Source organism: Streptomyces sp. (assembly GCF_019510245.1).
Lineage (GTDB): Bacteria > Actinomycetota > Actinomycetes > Streptomycetales > Streptomycetaceae > Streptomyces.
The window spans coordinates 22,513-37,586 of sequence record NZ_JAEKKT010000122.1; the positions used below are offsets into that span (position 1 = coordinate 22,513).

The following is a 15,074-nucleotide window of genomic DNA, read 5'->3' on the forward strand; positions in this document are numbered from 1 at the left end:
TGGTCGCAGGTGATCGCGGGGCACCGGTTGCTCAGGAGTGATCCGACCGCTGATCCGGAGGCACTCCACCGCCTTCACCGCCGCTCTTGCCCCCCTTGCCCGTGCCGTGGACGCGGCCGCCGGTGTTTCCCGTCTGCCGCGCCCTGAGCTCACCGCTGTGCTGCGGCGTCGCACTGCCCTTGCGGCTTCGCCTCTGCTCAGGCTGCTGGGGGTCGGACATGCCAGGTCCTTTCCGCTCGTCCGGATGGGTGCGGTCGGCATGCCGAGTTCCCCGAAGCTGTCGTCCGACCCGTCGGGCTCCAGAGCCGTACGTCCCCCCGGGCCGTTCAGCACCGAGGCCCTGGCTTCGATGGTCGCCGCCCGCCTGTCCAAGCTCGGCGTGCAGACGGAGCTCGTGCGTGCCGTGGGCCTGGCCATCGCGCCGGGGGTGGTCACGGACGCGGGAGACGGCGACGCGTGGCCGGACGTCCACGAGCGGCTGCTGGACGCCGAGGTGCTGGTCATCGCCTCGCCGAGCTGGCTGGGACGGCCGTCTTCGGCGGCGCAGCGGGTGCGGGAGCGGACGGACGCGATGATGTCCGAGACCGACGACGAGGACCGCCCGGTCGCCCACGACCGCGTGGCGGGCGTGGTGGTCACGGGGAACGAGGACGGTGCCCACCACGTCATCAGCGGAGGTCTCAGGGGCCCTCGCGGACATCGGTTACACGATCCCGGGCGAGGCGAACCCGCCCGTTCCGGTGTCCTGCGTGCAGTCGAAGAGCCGGGGTGTCAGTCGTGTTCGGCCCGTTCCGGTTCCGCCTGTACTTCGTGAGTCGGTGGTGGCGGGAACAGGCGGTCCTCCAGGATGGGCAGTCCGAACAGCAGGAGAAGCGGCACCACCGGGGTGAGCAGAGCTGTGACGATCACGGCGCCTCCCCGCGAAGCTGGCGATCACGGCTGTCACTTGGCGGCAGGCCGGCCATGTCCACCGTGCGGCCGAATGAGGGACGCCGCACCCCGGGACCCGGGGGTGTAGACCAAACGGGTGATGTGTGGTCCCGTCCGGACACCGCTGCGGGATCCGGTCAACCGGCATGGAGTCCGGCTGGGGCCGAGGACGTGAGAGGGCTGCCGGCCTCGTCACGGATCTGCGGTCGGCCAGTCCAGTGGTCGTGCGCCGACGGCCAGGGCCTGGAGCATGGAGCGAGGTCCCCGGAACGGACGGAGAGGAATCCCCTGACGACGACGCCGGGCGTACGGCCCACCCGAGTGAAGGTCTGTCCGGATCGGCTCCGAGGGCCCGGCGCCGACCTGGCTCCGTGTGCGGCCTGCAGGGCTGCGAGCCGGGATGCTCGCGGTGCGCAGTCGACGTACAGCCCCCCGCGCCTACCGGGCGGGTGTGGACCGGGCCGCCGCGTCGACGTCCGCGGTGGTGACGAGGCGATCCTGCTGCTCGCGGCATTCGGCGTGCCGGAGGCGGACGACCGCGTCGAGTCCGCCGCCGGGGGCTGCCTCCAGGGTGACCTCGCCCCCTCCCGCGCGGGTGAGGTGCCGGACCAACGGCAGACCGAGGCCGGTGCCGTCGTGGTCGGCGTGGGGAGCTCGCCAGAAGCGGTCGAAGGCCCTGTGCCGGTCGGCCTCGGTCATGCCGGGGCCCTGGTCGATCACATGCAGCTCGGTCACGGGCGAGGCGCGGGTGTCTTGTGCGGGGGTGGTGATGACGGCCAGCGTGACGGAGGTTCCCGGTGCGGACACACGGAGCGCGTTGGACAGCAGGTTGTCGATGATCTGTTCCAGTGCGCCGGGGACTGCCCGCACCGGAACGGACGCGCCTCCGGACACGATGATGTCGACCTGCTGTTCGGCGGCGAAGGCCGTCCAGATGTCCGCGCGGTCGGAGACGACGGCATTGAGATCGGCGGGTTCCGTCCGGATCTCCGTGTTCTCCAGCCGTGCGAGCGCGAGCAGCCCCTGCACCATGCGGCTGAGCCGCTCCAGCTCGCCGAGCGCCTTGTCGAGGCTGTCCTGCGCGCAGGGGGCGAGGTGCGGCTCGAAGTTCTCCAGGCGCAGGCGTAGCGAGGTCAGGGGTGTCTTCAGCTGGTGCGACACGTCGGAGGCGAACGCCTGCTGAGCCTGGAGCAGGTGCTGGAGCCGGGTCGCGGTCCGGGTGAACGACGCGGCGAGCCTGCGCAGTTCCGGTGGCCCGTGGTCGGTCGCCGGGGGATCGGTGATCCGCCCTTCGGCGAGTTGCGCGGTGGCGCGTTCCAGGGCCTGCACGGGGCGGGTGATCGAGCGCGCGAGAGCGAACCCGATCAGGGAGGCGGCGGCGAGGACTCCGAGACCGACGGCGGCGAGGACCAGCCAGGTGGCGCGCACCCTGGCCTTGAGCGGGCCCAGCGCGTACACCGTTCGCACCACGCAGGCGACGGCGGGGTTGGACCCGCCCGGTACGGTGACGAAGAGGAGGCCACCGTCCGCGGGCGGGGCCCTGCGCGTGCCGACACTGGGACGACCGTGCAGTGCCGTGGAGATGTCCGACTCGGCGGACAGGTCCGTGCCGACCACGGCGTGGGCAGCGGTGTCGGTGAGGACGATGCCCCGGTGGTCGGCGACGAGCACGGTACCGCCCGTCCGCCGCCCGTACGCGAGGGCGAGGTCGGGCAGGTCGGCTGTCAGTCCGTGCTCCATCTTGTCCTCGCAGACCTCGGCGAGCGTCATCGCCCCCTGTTCCGCCGTGCGGGAGAAGCGGGCCAGCTCGCTGCGGGCGTAGAAGACGCCGAAGGGCACTTCGAGCGCGAGCAGGACGAGCAGTATCAGGCTCAGGTGGCTGAGCAGGAGGCGACGGGTCACCGGATCTCTCCGCCGCGCGTCTGCACCGCGGCGGACGGGGTGTCGAGATGTGCCGGGGGGACGAGGCGGAAGCCGATGCCGCGGATGTTCTCGATCCATGACGCGTCGCCGAGTTTGCGGCGCAGCGCCGCGATGTGGACGTCCAGGGTCTTGGTGGGTCCGAAGAAGTTCGGTTCCCAGACCGCGTCGAGGATCTGCCGGCGGGAGCAGACCGCGCCGGGGTCCTCGGCGAGGCAGGTGAGCAGGTCGAACTCCTTGGGCGCGAGGGCGACGGACGCCTGGTGCAGGCGTACCTGCCGGGTGCGACGGTCGATGGTCAGCGGGCCGATCCGCCGGATGTCGGGTGTCCCGGGATGATCGAGGCCGTCCGAGGACTTCGAAGATCCGCGCTGCGGGTCCGGAACCGCTGGGCGGGCGCGGCGGGTGACGGCACGGATCCGGGCGACGAGTTCCCGTACGCCGAACGGCTTGGAGACGTAGTCGTCCGCGCCCAGTTCGAGCCCGAGGACACGGTCCACCTCGTCGTCCCTGGCCGTGATCATGATGATCGGCACGGACGAGCGGGATCTCAGCGTCCGGCAGACGTCGATGCCGTCCATGTCGGGCAGCCCCAGGTCCAGCAGCACCATCGCCACCTCCGGCGCGGCGAGGCCCTCGGCCCCCGTTCTGGCGTGTTCCACGGTGAACCCGAAACGGCGCAGCCCTTCCGACAACGGCCCGGCCACCCGGTCGTCGTCCTCGATCAGCAAGACACGCATGCCGAAAGGCTCACAGACACCGGCCACGGCGCGTGGCGCAAACGCCGCAAGCTCCCCCGAGCCAGTGATCTTCTACGGTCGGCTCATTCGCTGTGGCGCGGCTTCTTGACGACATCAAGGGCCTGGCCAGCGTGGCGTAAGCCGAGAGTTAAGACGCCGGACGCCGGCACTCGGTCTCCCTGGCGGCAGCCGGAATCTGATCCAAGGTCAGCCGGCGCGCCCCGGCGTTCTCCTCGGCCGGACCGGCCGGAACGGCGCACGGCGAAACGCTGTTCCGGGGGAGTCCGCGACCTCTCGCTGTATTCGCTCTGGCAATTCCCTTGATCGTCTTCCCGTAGCGTCGGTCGGGCGGTCGGTGCCACCGGAGCACCACCGGACCACCCGCCACCGCGAGAACCAGGGACACCGCATGCCCATGGACGAACTGCGCCGCATCCGCCCGGACCTGGTGGAGCCCTTCGCGACCGCACTCCCGGGAGCACGCGCCACCGTGCTGTCGCGCCTGTGGGGCGCCTTCGGACGAGAACCCCTGCCCGGTGTGACCACGCGTCGCCGTGAGTCCGGATCTCTGGTCGTCGAGCTGCGACGGGGAGGTTCGCTCTCGGCGGCCGAGGCGGGCGCGCGGCCGTTCGCCGACGTTCCGCAGGACTTCGCCGTGTCGGGGCCGCAGGGGCCGATCAGCGACCCGGCCCGGCTGCTGGCAGAGCTGGGCCCGCGTACCCCCGCGGCCGAGCGGCTGGCGGCCGAACTCGACAACAGCGTCGTCAACCTGGCCCTCGCCAGAGCCGCGAACGCGGGCCGGAAGGGCTCCCCGGCCGACTCGGCGGATGCCGAGCAGGCGGTCGTCGACGGCCACCCGCAGCACCCCTGCTGCCGGACCCGCACCGGCATGTCCGTCGCCGACGTGCTCGCCTACGCGCCCGAACACCGCCCGGTCGTCCGGCTGGCCCTGGTCCGGGTCCCGGCCGACCGCTGGCAGGGCGCCGGCGAGTGGCCGCGGGCACTGCGGGACGGCGACGCGTTCCTGCTGCCGGTGCACCCCTGGCAGCGGGACCACGTGCTCCGGCACCACCGCGACCTGGCCGTCGTGGAGGAGACGATCCCGGCCCGCCCGCTGCTGTCGCTGCGTACCCTCGCACCGCTCGGCGCGCTGCCCGGCTGCCACGTCAAGACCGCGCTCGACGTCCAGGTCACCAACTACCGGCGCACCATCTCCGCGGCCGAGGCCGCCGACGGGCCCCCGCTGTCCGAGCTGGTCGCGGCCGTCCTCGACAAGGCCGGGCACAGCGGCAGCCTGCGGGTCCTGCGGGAGCTGGGCGGCGGCTCGGTACGCGTGGGCGGACAGCCTTCCGCGAGCCTGACGGCCATGATCCGGGAATCGACCGAATGCCACCTCGACGCCGGGGAGATCGCGGTACCGCTCACGGCCGTGCACGCGACCGGAGCCGCCGTGGTGTCGGGGGACCCGGTGCGCTGGCTGGCGGATCTCGCCGGCCTCGTCCTGCCGCCGGCCCTGACGCTGCTGTCCATGGGGGTGGCGCTGGAGGCACACGGCCAGAACACACTGGTCGTCCTGCGGGACGGGCGGCCGGTGCGGGTGCTGTACCGGGACCTGGACGGCGTACGGGTCAGCCCGCGCCGCCTGGCCCGGTGCGGTTTCACGCTGCCGCCGCTGCTCGGCACCCGCGCCGGCGACGACATCGGCGCGCTGCGCACCAAGCTCTTCGGCGGACTGGTCAGCGGGGTCTTCAGCGAGCTGGTCGACGTCCTCGGCCGGACCCGGGCGGCTGAGCCACGGGCGCTGTGGGGCACGGTCGCCGAGGTCGGACGCCGCGTCTTCGCCGACCTGCCGGACCAGGGGGACGCGGCGGCGTTCTTCGGGGACACGATGCCGCTGAAGGCGACCATCGCCATGCGCCTGTCCGAGGACCCGGGCACCGCGCAATGGACGTCCGTGCCCAACCCCCTGACGCTCTGCCGTTGACCTCTGACACCGACCGCTGTCCCACTGGAGCGACCACATGACCACCGGCACGGCCCCCCACACCGACGGCGCCACCACCGTCCTCTCCCCGACCGCGGAGCCGTCGCGGACGGCCGACCTCGTCACGACCCACACGCTGCTCAACTGCCTGGTCCGCGAGGTGTCCGCCCCCGAGCACCAGGTGACGGTCGTCGGCGGCCACCTCCTGCTACGACTGCCCCGCCGGGGCCTCCTGCTCCGTGCCGCCCTGCGTCGGACCTCGTTGATCGGAGCCCATCGCTTCCAGGGCCCGGTGCAGCGGCTCGACGGCGATGCCTGGATGACCGTGGACTGGCGCGAGCTGGCCGGCTGCATCCACGACGAACTGGAACAGCGCACGGGTCTGGCCAACGAGGAGTTCCTGGGCCAGGTGGCGGACAGCCGGGAGACGATCCGCGTCGTACTGGAGGAGCGGGCGGGCGCCCCGGCGCCCGCGGACCCGTACGTGGCCTCGGAGCAGTCCCTGGTGTTCGGCCACCGTTTCCACCCCACGCCCAAGGCCCGTACCGGCGACCCGGCGGACTGGCTGGCGTACGGCCCGGAGACCGGCACCCGCTTCCGCCTGCGGTACCTGGCCGTGCGCCGCCACCTCGTACGGGAGGAGGGGGAGCCGCACGCGCTGGACGCGCTGCACCCGGTGGCCGAACCGGAGTTCGCCGTGCTCCCCGTGCACCCCTGGCAGTACCGGCTGCTGAAGGACCACGACCGGCTGCGCGAGGCGGTCGCCGCCGGAGATGTCGTGGACACCGGCACGGGCGGCCCGGAGCTGGTGCCGACCGCATCGGTGCGGACGCTGTACGCCCCGGAAACCGACGCGTTCCTGAAGTTCAGCCTCGACGTCCGCATCACCAACTGCGTCCGCAAGCACGCGAGTTACGAGCTGTCCGGGGCCGTCGCCCTCAACCGGCTGCTCCAGCCGGTCTTCGCCCGGCTCACCGACCGCTTCCCGGGCTGCGCGCTCCTGGCCGAGCCCGGCTACCGCACCCTCGACACGGCCGGCGACACCGCCCTCCTGGAGGGCCTCGGCGTCATCGTCCGCTCCGGCCTGCGCGGTCATCTGCGTCCCGGTGTCACACCCCTGCTCGCCGCCGCGGTGGCGGACGAGTATCCGACCGGCGCGGCCCATGTCTCCCAACTGCTCGCCCGCGGCGACGGTGACATCCTGGCCTGGTGGGACGCGTACCTCGGGCTGTTGCTCCCGCCGGTACTGGCCGCCTACTTCGAACACGGCGTCGTGCTCGAACCCCACCTGCAGAACGTCGTCGTCGGCGTCGAGGCCGACGGCACGCCCGCGCAGATGTTCTTCCGCGACCTGGAGGGCACCAAGCTCCTGCCCGGCCCTCACGGGCAGGCCCTCGCCGGCCTCCCGGACGACGTGCGCGGTCCCCTCACCTACGATCCCGAACACGGCTGGAACCGGGTCGCGTACTGCCTCCTGGTCAACCACACCGCCGACCTGCTCAGCGCCCTGGCCGACCTCGACCCGGCGCTGGAACCCGCCCTGTGGGGCCTGGTCCGCGACCACCTCGCCGGCTACGCCCGCACCGCCGCCGAACCGCCGCGCCTGCGTGCCCTGCTGTCCGGCGTACCGCTGCCGGCCAAGGCCAACCTCCTGCTGCGCTGGTCCCGCAAGGCCGACCGGCACGCGGCCTACGTGCCCCTGCCCAGCCCGCTCGGCGCGGACTTCCCCCGCGAGGTGGTCCGGTGAGGCCCGAGACGTACGGCCTCGTCGCCGCACTGCCCGACGACGATCTGCCCGCCTACGTCTACGACCTGCCCGACCTGCGCGAACACGTACGCACGATCCGGGCCGCACTGCCGGACCGCGTCGAGCTGCTCTACGCGGCCAAGGCCAACTCCGACCCCCTGATCCTGCGCACCCTCGCCGAACACGTCCACGGCTTCGAGGTGGCCTCCGGCGGCGAACTGGACCACGTCCGCGCCACCGTCCCGGGCGCACCGATCGCCTTCGGCGGCCCGGGGAAGACCCAGCAGGAGCTGGCCCGCGCACTGGACGCGGGAGCCGAGCGCCTGCACGTCGAGAGCGAACACGAACTCCGCCTCCTCGCCACCCTGCTGGGCGACCGGACCGTGGACGTCCTGCTGCGCGTCAACCTGCCCGTCGACGTGGGCCGGGTCGCCCTGGCCATGGGCGGCGGGCCGTTCGGCATGGATCCCGTACAACTGGACCGCTGCCTGGAGGTGATGGATTCGGTCCCGGGCGTCCGGCTGCGCGGCCTCCACTTCCACCTTGCCAGCGGCCTCCAGGCCCAGCCCCATCTCCTGCTCGTCGACAAGGTCCTCGCCTGGGCCGAGAGCTGGGCCCGCGGTCGCGGAGTGGACCTGCGCGAAGTCAACGTGGGCGGCGGCATGGGCGTCGACTACACGCATCCGCCCAGAGTGTTCGACTGGCCCGCCCTCGGCGCAGGACTGCGCCGGATCCTCGCCCGCCACCCCCGCCTCACCTTGCGGATCGAGCCCGGCCGCTCGGTCACGGCGTACTGCGGCTGGTACGTCACCCAGGTCCTGGACCTCAAGTTCAGCCGGGGACACGCGTTCGCCGTACTGCGCGGAGGTACCCACCACCTGCGCACCCCGGCCGCGAAACAGCACGACCAGCCCTTCGAGGTGATCCCCGACGACACCTGGCCGCGGCCCTGGAACCGTCCGGAGGTCCGGGACGAGCCGGTGACGATGGTCGGACAGCTCTGCACGCCCAAGGACGTACTGGCAAGCCGGATCATGACCGAACGGCTGCGCGTCGGCGACCGCGTCGCCTTCGCCATGGCCGGCGCCTACGCGTGGAACATCTCCCACCACGCGTTCCTCATGCACCCCCACCCGACCTTCCACCATCTCGACGACGACACCGGCACGCCCGTCGCGGGCGACGCGTGTGCCCGTCAGACGTCATGAGTACCGTCGTTCGCCTGCCGGTGACGCACGCACTCGCCGTCCCGAACTTCCGGCGCTACCTGCTCGGACAGCTGGTCTCCAACATCGGCACGTGGATGCAGCGCGCCGCCCAGGACCTGCTCGTCCTCCACACCACCGGCAACAGCGGCAGCGCGGTCGGCATCGTGACCGCGCTGCAGTTCCTGCCGCAGACCCTGCTCGGTCTGACCGGAGGCGTGCTGGCCGACCGGTATCCCAAGCGACGGACGCTGCTCCTGACCCAGTCGGCGATGGCCGCCCAGTCGCTCCTGCTGGGACTGCTCACGGTGACCGGAGCGGTGAACCTGCCGTCCCTCTACGCGCTGGCCTTCGCCCTCGGCACCGCCACCGCCGTGGACAGTCCCGCCCGCAACGCCTACATCTGCGAACTCGTCTCCCACGAGCACACGGCCGGCGCGGTCAGCCTGAACGCCGCCCAGTTCAACGTGGCCCGCGCCGTCGGCCCGGCCCTGGCCGGCCTGACCGTCGCAGCCTTCGGCACCGGCCCGGTCTTCCTCCTGAACGCCGCCTCGTACCTGGCCGTCCTCTACGGCCTGGTCACCATCCGTACCGACACCCCGGACGCCCCTGTCCGCGCGCGACCGGGCCCCACCCGGGCGCGCGAGGCACTCCGCCACATCGCCACCACCCCGGAACTGCTCCTGCCGATCAGCCTCATCGCCTTCGTCGGCACCTTCGGCCTCAACTTCCAGGTCACCGTCTCGCTCGTCGCCGTCACGGTGTTCCACACGGGCGCCGCCGCATTCGGCTGCCTCTCCGCCGCCTACGCTCTGGGCGGCCTCCTCGGCGCGATCTACTGGGCCCACCACGGCAAGCCCCCCACCGCACGCCGTCTGATCTCCACCACGATCGGCTTCGGCGCCCTGGAAGCCGCGCAGGGCCTCCTGCCGGGCTACGGCTCCTTCCTGGTCCTGTTGTTCGTCACCGGATGTGCCGCGGTGACCGTGACCACCACCGCCAACGCGCTGATCCAGCTCCATGCCGACCCACGGCTGCGGGGCCGCGTCCTGTCCGTGTACTTTCTCGTCCTGCTCGGCGGCACCCCCGTGGGCGCACCGCTGGTCGGCCTGGTGTCCGACGCTCTCGGAGCCCGCTTCACCCTGGTTCTGGGCGGCGTCGTCTCGCTCATCACCGCGCTCGTGCTCTCCGTCACTGCCCGCGGGCAGCGGGACCGGAGCCCCGGAAGGCGGCGCCGACCCGCGCCTGCGGCCAAGGGGGCGGCTGCATGCGCGGCGCCGGAGCACCTTACTCTTACAACATGTAGGAGCTGCCGGGGTGTGCAAGCGCGCCCCGGCAGGCCCCGAGGGGCACTCCGTGGGTGGCCCTCCCGGTGCCGACGGGGACGGGGCGCTGACTGAGGAGTGGCGAGAATGAGCGAACACCGGCGCCGATCGCCGGGGCGGACCGCACCGTCCGGCTCTGACGGCATGCACCACGGTGGCCGGGCCGCGGCGCGCAGGGCTGCGCAGTCCCGGGACGGGCGCGCGCGCCGCGCGGGGCGCACACGACGTACGGACTCCGGCCGTTCCGGCCGGCTCCGCCTGATCGACTACCCGCGGACGGGCAGACACGGCCTACGCCGGTGGCTGCCTTCCTGGAAGCTGGTGTCCGGCACCTTCCTGCTGTTCGTCTCCGGCCTGCTCGGCCTGTTCGGCTACGCCTACGCCACGACGACGATTCCCGGCGCGAACCCCAGCACCCAGGCGCAGAGCAACACCTACTACTGGTCGGACGGCTCGGTGATGACCACCCAGGGGGCGACCAACCGCCAGAACGTCGACCTCGCCCAGGTGCCGAAGCTGGTGCAGTGGGACTTCCTCGCCGCGGAGAACGCCACCTTCTACACCGATCCGGGCGTCGACACGCAGGGCATGCTCCGCGCCGTCTACCACATGGCAACGGGCGGTCAGGTGCAGTCGGGGTCCACCATCACCCAGCAGTTCGTGAAGAACACCTACCTCAGCCAGGACCAGTCGGTCACCCGCAAGCTCAGGGAGATCATGATCTCCCTGAAGATCGGCGGGCAGCTGTCCAAGCAGCAGATCCTGCAGGGTTACCTGAACACCTGCTACTACGGCCGGGACGCCTACGGCATCGAGGCCGCGGCCCGCACCTACTACCACGTGCACGCCTTCCAGCTGACCGTCAGCCAGGGGGCCTTCATCGCCGCCACCGTCAACGAGCCGAGCCTGCTGATGCACGCCGACACCGACCCCCAGGCCAAGGCCCAGGCCAAGGCCCGCTGGACGTACGTGCTGGACCGTATGGCCAAGATCCACGAGATCACCGCGGCCCAGGAACAGCAGTACCTGGCGGCGGGGTTTCCCACGCCCAAGCCGTACACGCCGTCGGCGGGCATGGCTGGGCAGACCGGATACCTGGTGCAGGCCGCGGAGAAATACGTCGAGGCCCACACGTCCCTCACGGACCAGCAGCTGGGCCACGGCGGCTACCAGATCTACACCACCTTCGACAAGAAGAAGGTCGGCGCCCTGTCGACGTCCGTCTCGGCGATGGAGCGGAAGCACCTCGATCCGCAGCACCGCACGGCCGACAAGGACGTCCAGGTCGGCGCGGCGTCGATCGATCCGGCCACCGGCGCGATCGTCGCGCTGTATGGCGGGCCCGGCTGGAACAAGGGGCACTGGACGGACAACGCGGACGCGACGGGCGTGCCGGTCGGCTCCACCTTCAAACCCCTCGACCTGGCCGCCGCTCTCGACCACGGCGCCGTCCTCTCGCCCGGGCAGCCTGCCTCGCCCATCACCCCGGACTCGAAGTTCAACGGTGACGACGGCATCACCATCAAGAACCAGCAAGGCCAGGAGCTGCCGGACTCGAAGGACCCCACGGGACTCCTGCACCAGCGCAACGACGTCTCCACGAAGTGGGGCTACATCACCCTGCGCAAGGCCATGGAGCAGTCGGTGAACACCCCTTACGTCCAGCTCGGCGAGTACGTCGGCTACGACAACGTGGAGGGCGAGGCCCTGAAGGCGGGGCTCCTGCGCACGAGCCTGCAGTACGACACCCCGGGCTTCTACATCGGTACGTCCACCCCGTCGGCGATCCGCATGGCGGACGCGTACGCCACCTTCGACGACGGCGGAGTCCAGCACGAGCCGTACTCGGTGACCAAGGTCGTCGCCGGCGGTCGGCAGCTGTCCGGCTTCGACAAGCCCAAGGGCACCATGGCCATGCCCGCCTCGACCGCCGACACCGTCACGGACGTCCTGCGAGACGTCGTCAAGAACGGCACCGGTACCAACGCCCAGGCCCTGGGGCGCCCGGCGGCCGGCAAGACGGGTACGACCGACGACTACAAGTCCGCCTGGTTCATCGGCTACACCCCGCAGCTGACCACGGCCGTGAGCATGTTCAAGGAGGACCCGAAGAACGCCGGCCTCCAGTCGATGCAGGGGGTCGGCGGCTACGCCAAGGTCTTCGGCGCCGACATGCCCACCGAGGTGTGGACCGGGTACATGACCGCCGCCCTCCAGGGACAACCCGTCCAGCAGTTCCCGCCCGCACCCGCGCTCGGCGAGTCCACGGACGAATACGGCGCCCCTTCGCCCACGCCCTCCGCCACCGCGGCCCCGAGCACACCCCCGGCCACCCCGACCGCGCCGGCCACCCCGGCCCCCACCACGGCACCGTGCCGCGGGCACGGGAAGCACTGTGTCAGCCCGAGTCCTACCGACACCACCGGAACGACCGCCGGTACCGGCGGCGGCCTCCTCGGCGGCACGACCGGCGGCACCACCTCACCCACATCCACGCCGACGAGTGCCGCACCGGCACCGACGGGCGTCCGCGGCCGGCCCTGAGGGGCGCGGACACCGACCGCCCGGCCGGCGCCGGGCGGCGTGTTCCCGGCGCGGGCGTTCACCCGCAGGGCAGCCCGGGGACGCCGTGGTCGCGGAGGGGGCCGACCCGCCAGCCGCGTTCCTGGCAGGTGTCGAGGATGCGCGGCAGTGCGGCGAGGGTGGTGTGCCAGGAGCCGGTGGCGGAGGTGCAGTCGGAGTCGTGCAGCAGGATGGTGCCGCCGCCGCGCAGGTCCCTCAGGACGGTGTGCTCGACGGACTGCGGGGTGGCCCGCCTGCGCCAGTCCTCGCCCCAGCAGGTCCACAGCACAGGGGTGAGACCGAGGCGCCGGCAGGCCAGCTGGGCGGCGGTGCTCATCACCCCGTACGGCGGCCGGAAGAGCACGGGTGGCCTGCCGGTGGCGTCGGCCACGGCGTCGCGGGCGCGGGCGAGGTCGTCGTAGGCGGCGCGGGGCCCGCGGAGCAGCAGCGGGCGGTGGTGCCAGCCGTGGACGGCGATCTCGTGCCCGGCCGCGGCCATCTCCTCGGCGAGCGCCGGTGAGCGGGCCAGCATGGAGCCGAGCAGGAAGAAGGTGGCCCGCAGCCCGCGTGCGTCGAGGACGTCGAGGAAGCGCGGGGTGGACAGGTGGTCGGGGCCGTCGTCGAAGGTGAGCGCGACGTGATCCGGCCGGCCGCGGCCGGCCAGGCGCGGCATGGCCGCGTTGCGCAGCGGCCCGAACGTGGAGATCACGGGTGCCGCGTGCAACGCCGCGAGCGCGGGCACCGCTGCGGCCGAGGCGAGTGCCGTGGCACGGGCGAGACGGGCCGGGGTCATCGTCCGTCTCCGTCCAGGAAATGGGCGACGGTCGTGAAGCGGGCGGGCGTGTCGGTGTAGGCGTGGGCCAGCGGGGCGGCTACGCCCAGACAGGCCGTGGCCGCCACGGTGACGGCCGTCAGGGCGATCCGGCGCCGGCCGGCGAGGCGCTTCGCCGCGGGCTGTGCGTCCGGCGCGGGGTGCGGCCCGGTTCTGGCGGCGATGGCGGTGACCGGTCCGGGAGCCAGGCGGTGCAGGTCGAGCCCCGCCGCACGCTGGGCCCTGCCGCGCGGTCCGTGCAGGAGCTCGGCCAGCAGCGGGCCGAGGTCCGCCGGGTCGCGGATCCAGGCCGCCAGGCCCGCCTCGTCCAGGGCGTCCGCGTTGGTCCGGCCGTGCCCGGGGATGCAGCGGTAACTGGCCACCGGCAGCCCGGCGGCGAACGCCTCCAGCGAGGTCAGCCCGCCCGCGTTCTGCACCAGGACGTCGCAGGCGTGCATCAGCCCGGGCATGTCGTCCACCCAGCCGAAGGCGTGCCCGATGCCGTCCGCGCGCAACTCCGCCACGAGGGACTCGTTGCGTCCGCACACCACCACGGGCACCGCGACCCCGGTCGCCCGTATCTCGGCGGCGGCCCGCCGCACCGGTCCGACGCCCCACGAGCCGGCGACCAGCAGAGCGAGGGGCGCCTCGGCGGGCAGGCCGAACCGCTCGCGGCCGGCGGTCCGTTGCCCGGCGGTGGCGGGGGTGAAGCGGGCGTCGGTGACCGGACCGACGACGGTCGCGGCGGCCGCGCCCTGCACATGGGCCTGGGCCGCCGGCACCGGGTGCACGGCCAGGTGGGCGTCGATGCCGGGGGCGACCCAGAGGGCGTGGACGGAGAAGTCGGTGAGGTAGGTGAAGGCCGGCACCGTCAGCCTGCCGCGCCGGCGCAGTGCGCCGAGGACCTGGCTGGCGCCGGGGTAGGTCGAGACGACCGCGCGGGTGTCCGGCGCGAGCGCCCGCAGGGTGCGCTGCTCGGCCGCGCGGAACAGGGCCCGCCACAGCGCGCTGGGACGTGCCGCCCGGTCGGTGGCCGCGTACAGGCGCTGGTAACCGTCCGGCACCCAGGTCAGCATGCGGTGGTAGGTGCCGCACAGCAGCCGGCCCGTACCGGTGGGCAGCAGGTCGAGGAAGTCGTGCCGGTCCACCAGGTACCCGTGCTCGGTCAGCCGCTCGGCCAGCCCCGCGGCCGCGCCGTCGTGTCCCGCGCCGACACCGGCCGAGATGATCGCGATCCGCCCGGCACCGCCCAGCGGCGGTGCGGCGGACGGCGGGGGTGCCGACTCCGGCACCAGGTCGTCACGGTGGACCACGGTGGATCGCCTCCTGATGGGCCTCGGGGCACGCCGGGCACTGCCCCGGCCCGGACGGCGCTGCGGGCAGGCCGAGGCCGCGCCTGCGCGCGGGCCAGGGCCACGACTCGACCGCTGCGGTGCCGAGAAGGGAAGCTACTACATGATGTAGAACTTAGGAAACGATCGTCGCGGAACGGGAGTTCGGAGGCGGCTCGGGCCCCGGCATCCCGGTCGATGCCGGTCAAGTTACTACGAGATGTAGAGGTGGCGGTGGTTCGCCGAGGGGGGCCCAGGGCGTGGGCCGTACCGGCGATTGTCTTCGCCGAGACCGTCCCGCCCGCGGTGGGTGTTTTCCTGCCCGGTGACACCCTGCTGTCGCCCGCCCGGCCGGCGTGCTCGCTCGGCGGGAGCGGGGGGCACGGGACGGCTTGCCTGACGCCTGCCGTCGGCGCCGCCGCCGGGTTGGTGCCTTCTGTCATCGAGTGGCTGCGGACCCGCCGGGCGCCCTCCGTCCCGGTCGAGGCGGATCGTGACGCACTCGGGGGCGGACTTTCC

Annotated in this window: 9 protein-coding genes and 1 pseudogene; 6 read left to right on the forward strand and 4 right to left on the reverse strand. The window is 72.7% G+C overall.

What is annotated here, in order from left to right; all coding sequences use genetic code 11:
- Nucleotides 1-259 precede the first annotated feature (259 nt).
- Nucleotides 260-725 (forward strand): annotated as a pseudogene (locus JF597_RS12010) (NAD(P)H-dependent oxidoreductase); the annotation flags it as partial.
- 643 nt (nt 726-1,368) lie between these two features.
- Here JF597_RS12010 and JF597_RS12015 read toward each other — a convergent pair.
- On the reverse strand, nt 1,369-2,832 hold the full coding sequence (locus JF597_RS12015; RefSeq protein ID WP_293992909.1) for a HAMP domain-containing sensor histidine kinase: 1,464 nt from the start codon (nt 2,830-2,832) through the stop codon (nt 1,369-1,371).
- Nucleotides 2,829-3,590, reverse strand: coding sequence for a response regulator transcription factor (locus JF597_RS12020; protein WP_293992911.1), 762 nt, complete (start codon nt 3,588-3,590; stop codon nt 2,829-2,831). The genes JF597_RS12015 and JF597_RS12020 overlap by 4 nt, the downstream gene beginning before the upstream one ends.
- Before the next feature lie 409 nt (nt 3,591-3,999).
- On the opposite strand from JF597_RS12020, the gene JF597_RS12025 reads away from it, so the two are divergent.
- The 5 genes from JF597_RS12025 to JF597_RS12045 all read left to right on the forward strand — a co-directional run bounded on the left by JF597_RS12025 (nt 4,000) and on the right by JF597_RS12045 (nt 12,395).
- On the forward strand, nt 4,000-5,574 hold the full coding sequence (locus tag JF597_RS12025; RefSeq protein ID WP_293992914.1) for an IucA/IucC family protein: 1,575 nt from the start codon (nt 4,000-4,002) through the stop codon (nt 5,572-5,574).
- Between the two features lie 37 nt (nt 5,575-5,611).
- Nucleotides 5,612-7,321: an IucA/IucC family protein gene (locus tag JF597_RS12030; RefSeq protein ID WP_293992916.1), complete on the forward strand. Its 1,710-nt coding sequence runs from the start codon at nt 5,612-5,614 to the stop codon at nt 7,319-7,321.
- Nucleotides 7,318-8,529 (forward strand): type III PLP-dependent enzyme, encoded by a 1,212-nt coding sequence (locus tag JF597_RS12035; protein ID WP_293992918.1) that lies wholly within the window; start codon nt 7,318-7,320, stop codon nt 8,527-8,529. Before JF597_RS12030 ends, JF597_RS12035 begins: the two co-directional genes overlap by 4 nt.
- Nucleotides 8,526-9,926 (forward strand): MFS transporter, encoded by a 1,401-nt coding sequence (locus JF597_RS12040; RefSeq protein WP_293992921.1) that lies wholly within the window; start codon nt 8,526-8,528, stop codon nt 9,924-9,926. The genes JF597_RS12035 and JF597_RS12040 overlap by 4 nt, the downstream gene beginning before the upstream one ends.
- A 246-nt stretch (nt 9,927-10,172) precedes the next feature.
- On the forward strand, nt 10,173-12,395 hold the full coding sequence (locus tag JF597_RS12045; RefSeq protein WP_293992924.1) for a transglycosylase domain-containing protein: 2,223 nt from the start codon (nt 10,173-10,175) through the stop codon (nt 12,393-12,395).
- A 58-nt stretch (nt 12,396-12,453) separates the two neighbouring features.
- On the opposite strand, the gene JF597_RS12050 is transcribed toward JF597_RS12045, so the two are convergent.
- Nucleotides 12,454-13,206: a polysaccharide deacetylase family protein gene (locus JF597_RS12050; protein ID WP_293992927.1), complete on the reverse strand. Its 753-nt coding sequence runs from the start codon at nt 13,204-13,206 to the stop codon at nt 12,454-12,456.
- On the reverse strand, nt 13,203-14,537 hold the full coding sequence (locus tag JF597_RS12055; RefSeq protein WP_366916394.1) for a glycosyltransferase: 1,335 nt from the start codon (nt 14,535-14,537) through the stop codon (nt 13,203-13,205). Before JF597_RS12055 ends, JF597_RS12050 begins: the two co-directional genes overlap by 4 nt.
- Nucleotides 14,538-15,074 lie beyond the last annotated feature (537 nt).

Excerpts from the sequence above, each read along its gene's own strand:
- JF597_RS12020 (WP_293992911.1), bottom strand. The coding sequence starts at position 3,590 with ATGCGTGTCTTGCTGATCGAGGACGACGACCGGGTGGCCGGGCCGTTG.
- JF597_RS12025 (WP_293992914.1), top strand. The coding sequence starts at position 4,000 with ATGCCCATGGACGAACTGCGCCGCATCCGCCCGGACCTGGTGGAGCCC.
- JF597_RS12030 (WP_293992916.1), top strand. The coding sequence starts at position 5,612 with ATGACCACCGGCACGGCCCCCCACACCGACGGCGCCACCACCGTCCTC.
- JF597_RS12040 (WP_293992921.1), top strand. The coding sequence starts at position 8,526 with ATGAGTACCGTCGTTCGCCTGCCGGTGACGCACGCACTCGCCGTCCCG.
- JF597_RS12050 (WP_293992927.1), bottom strand. The coding sequence starts at position 13,206 with ATGACCCCGGCCCGTCTCGCCCGTGCCACGGCACTCGCCTCGGCCGCA.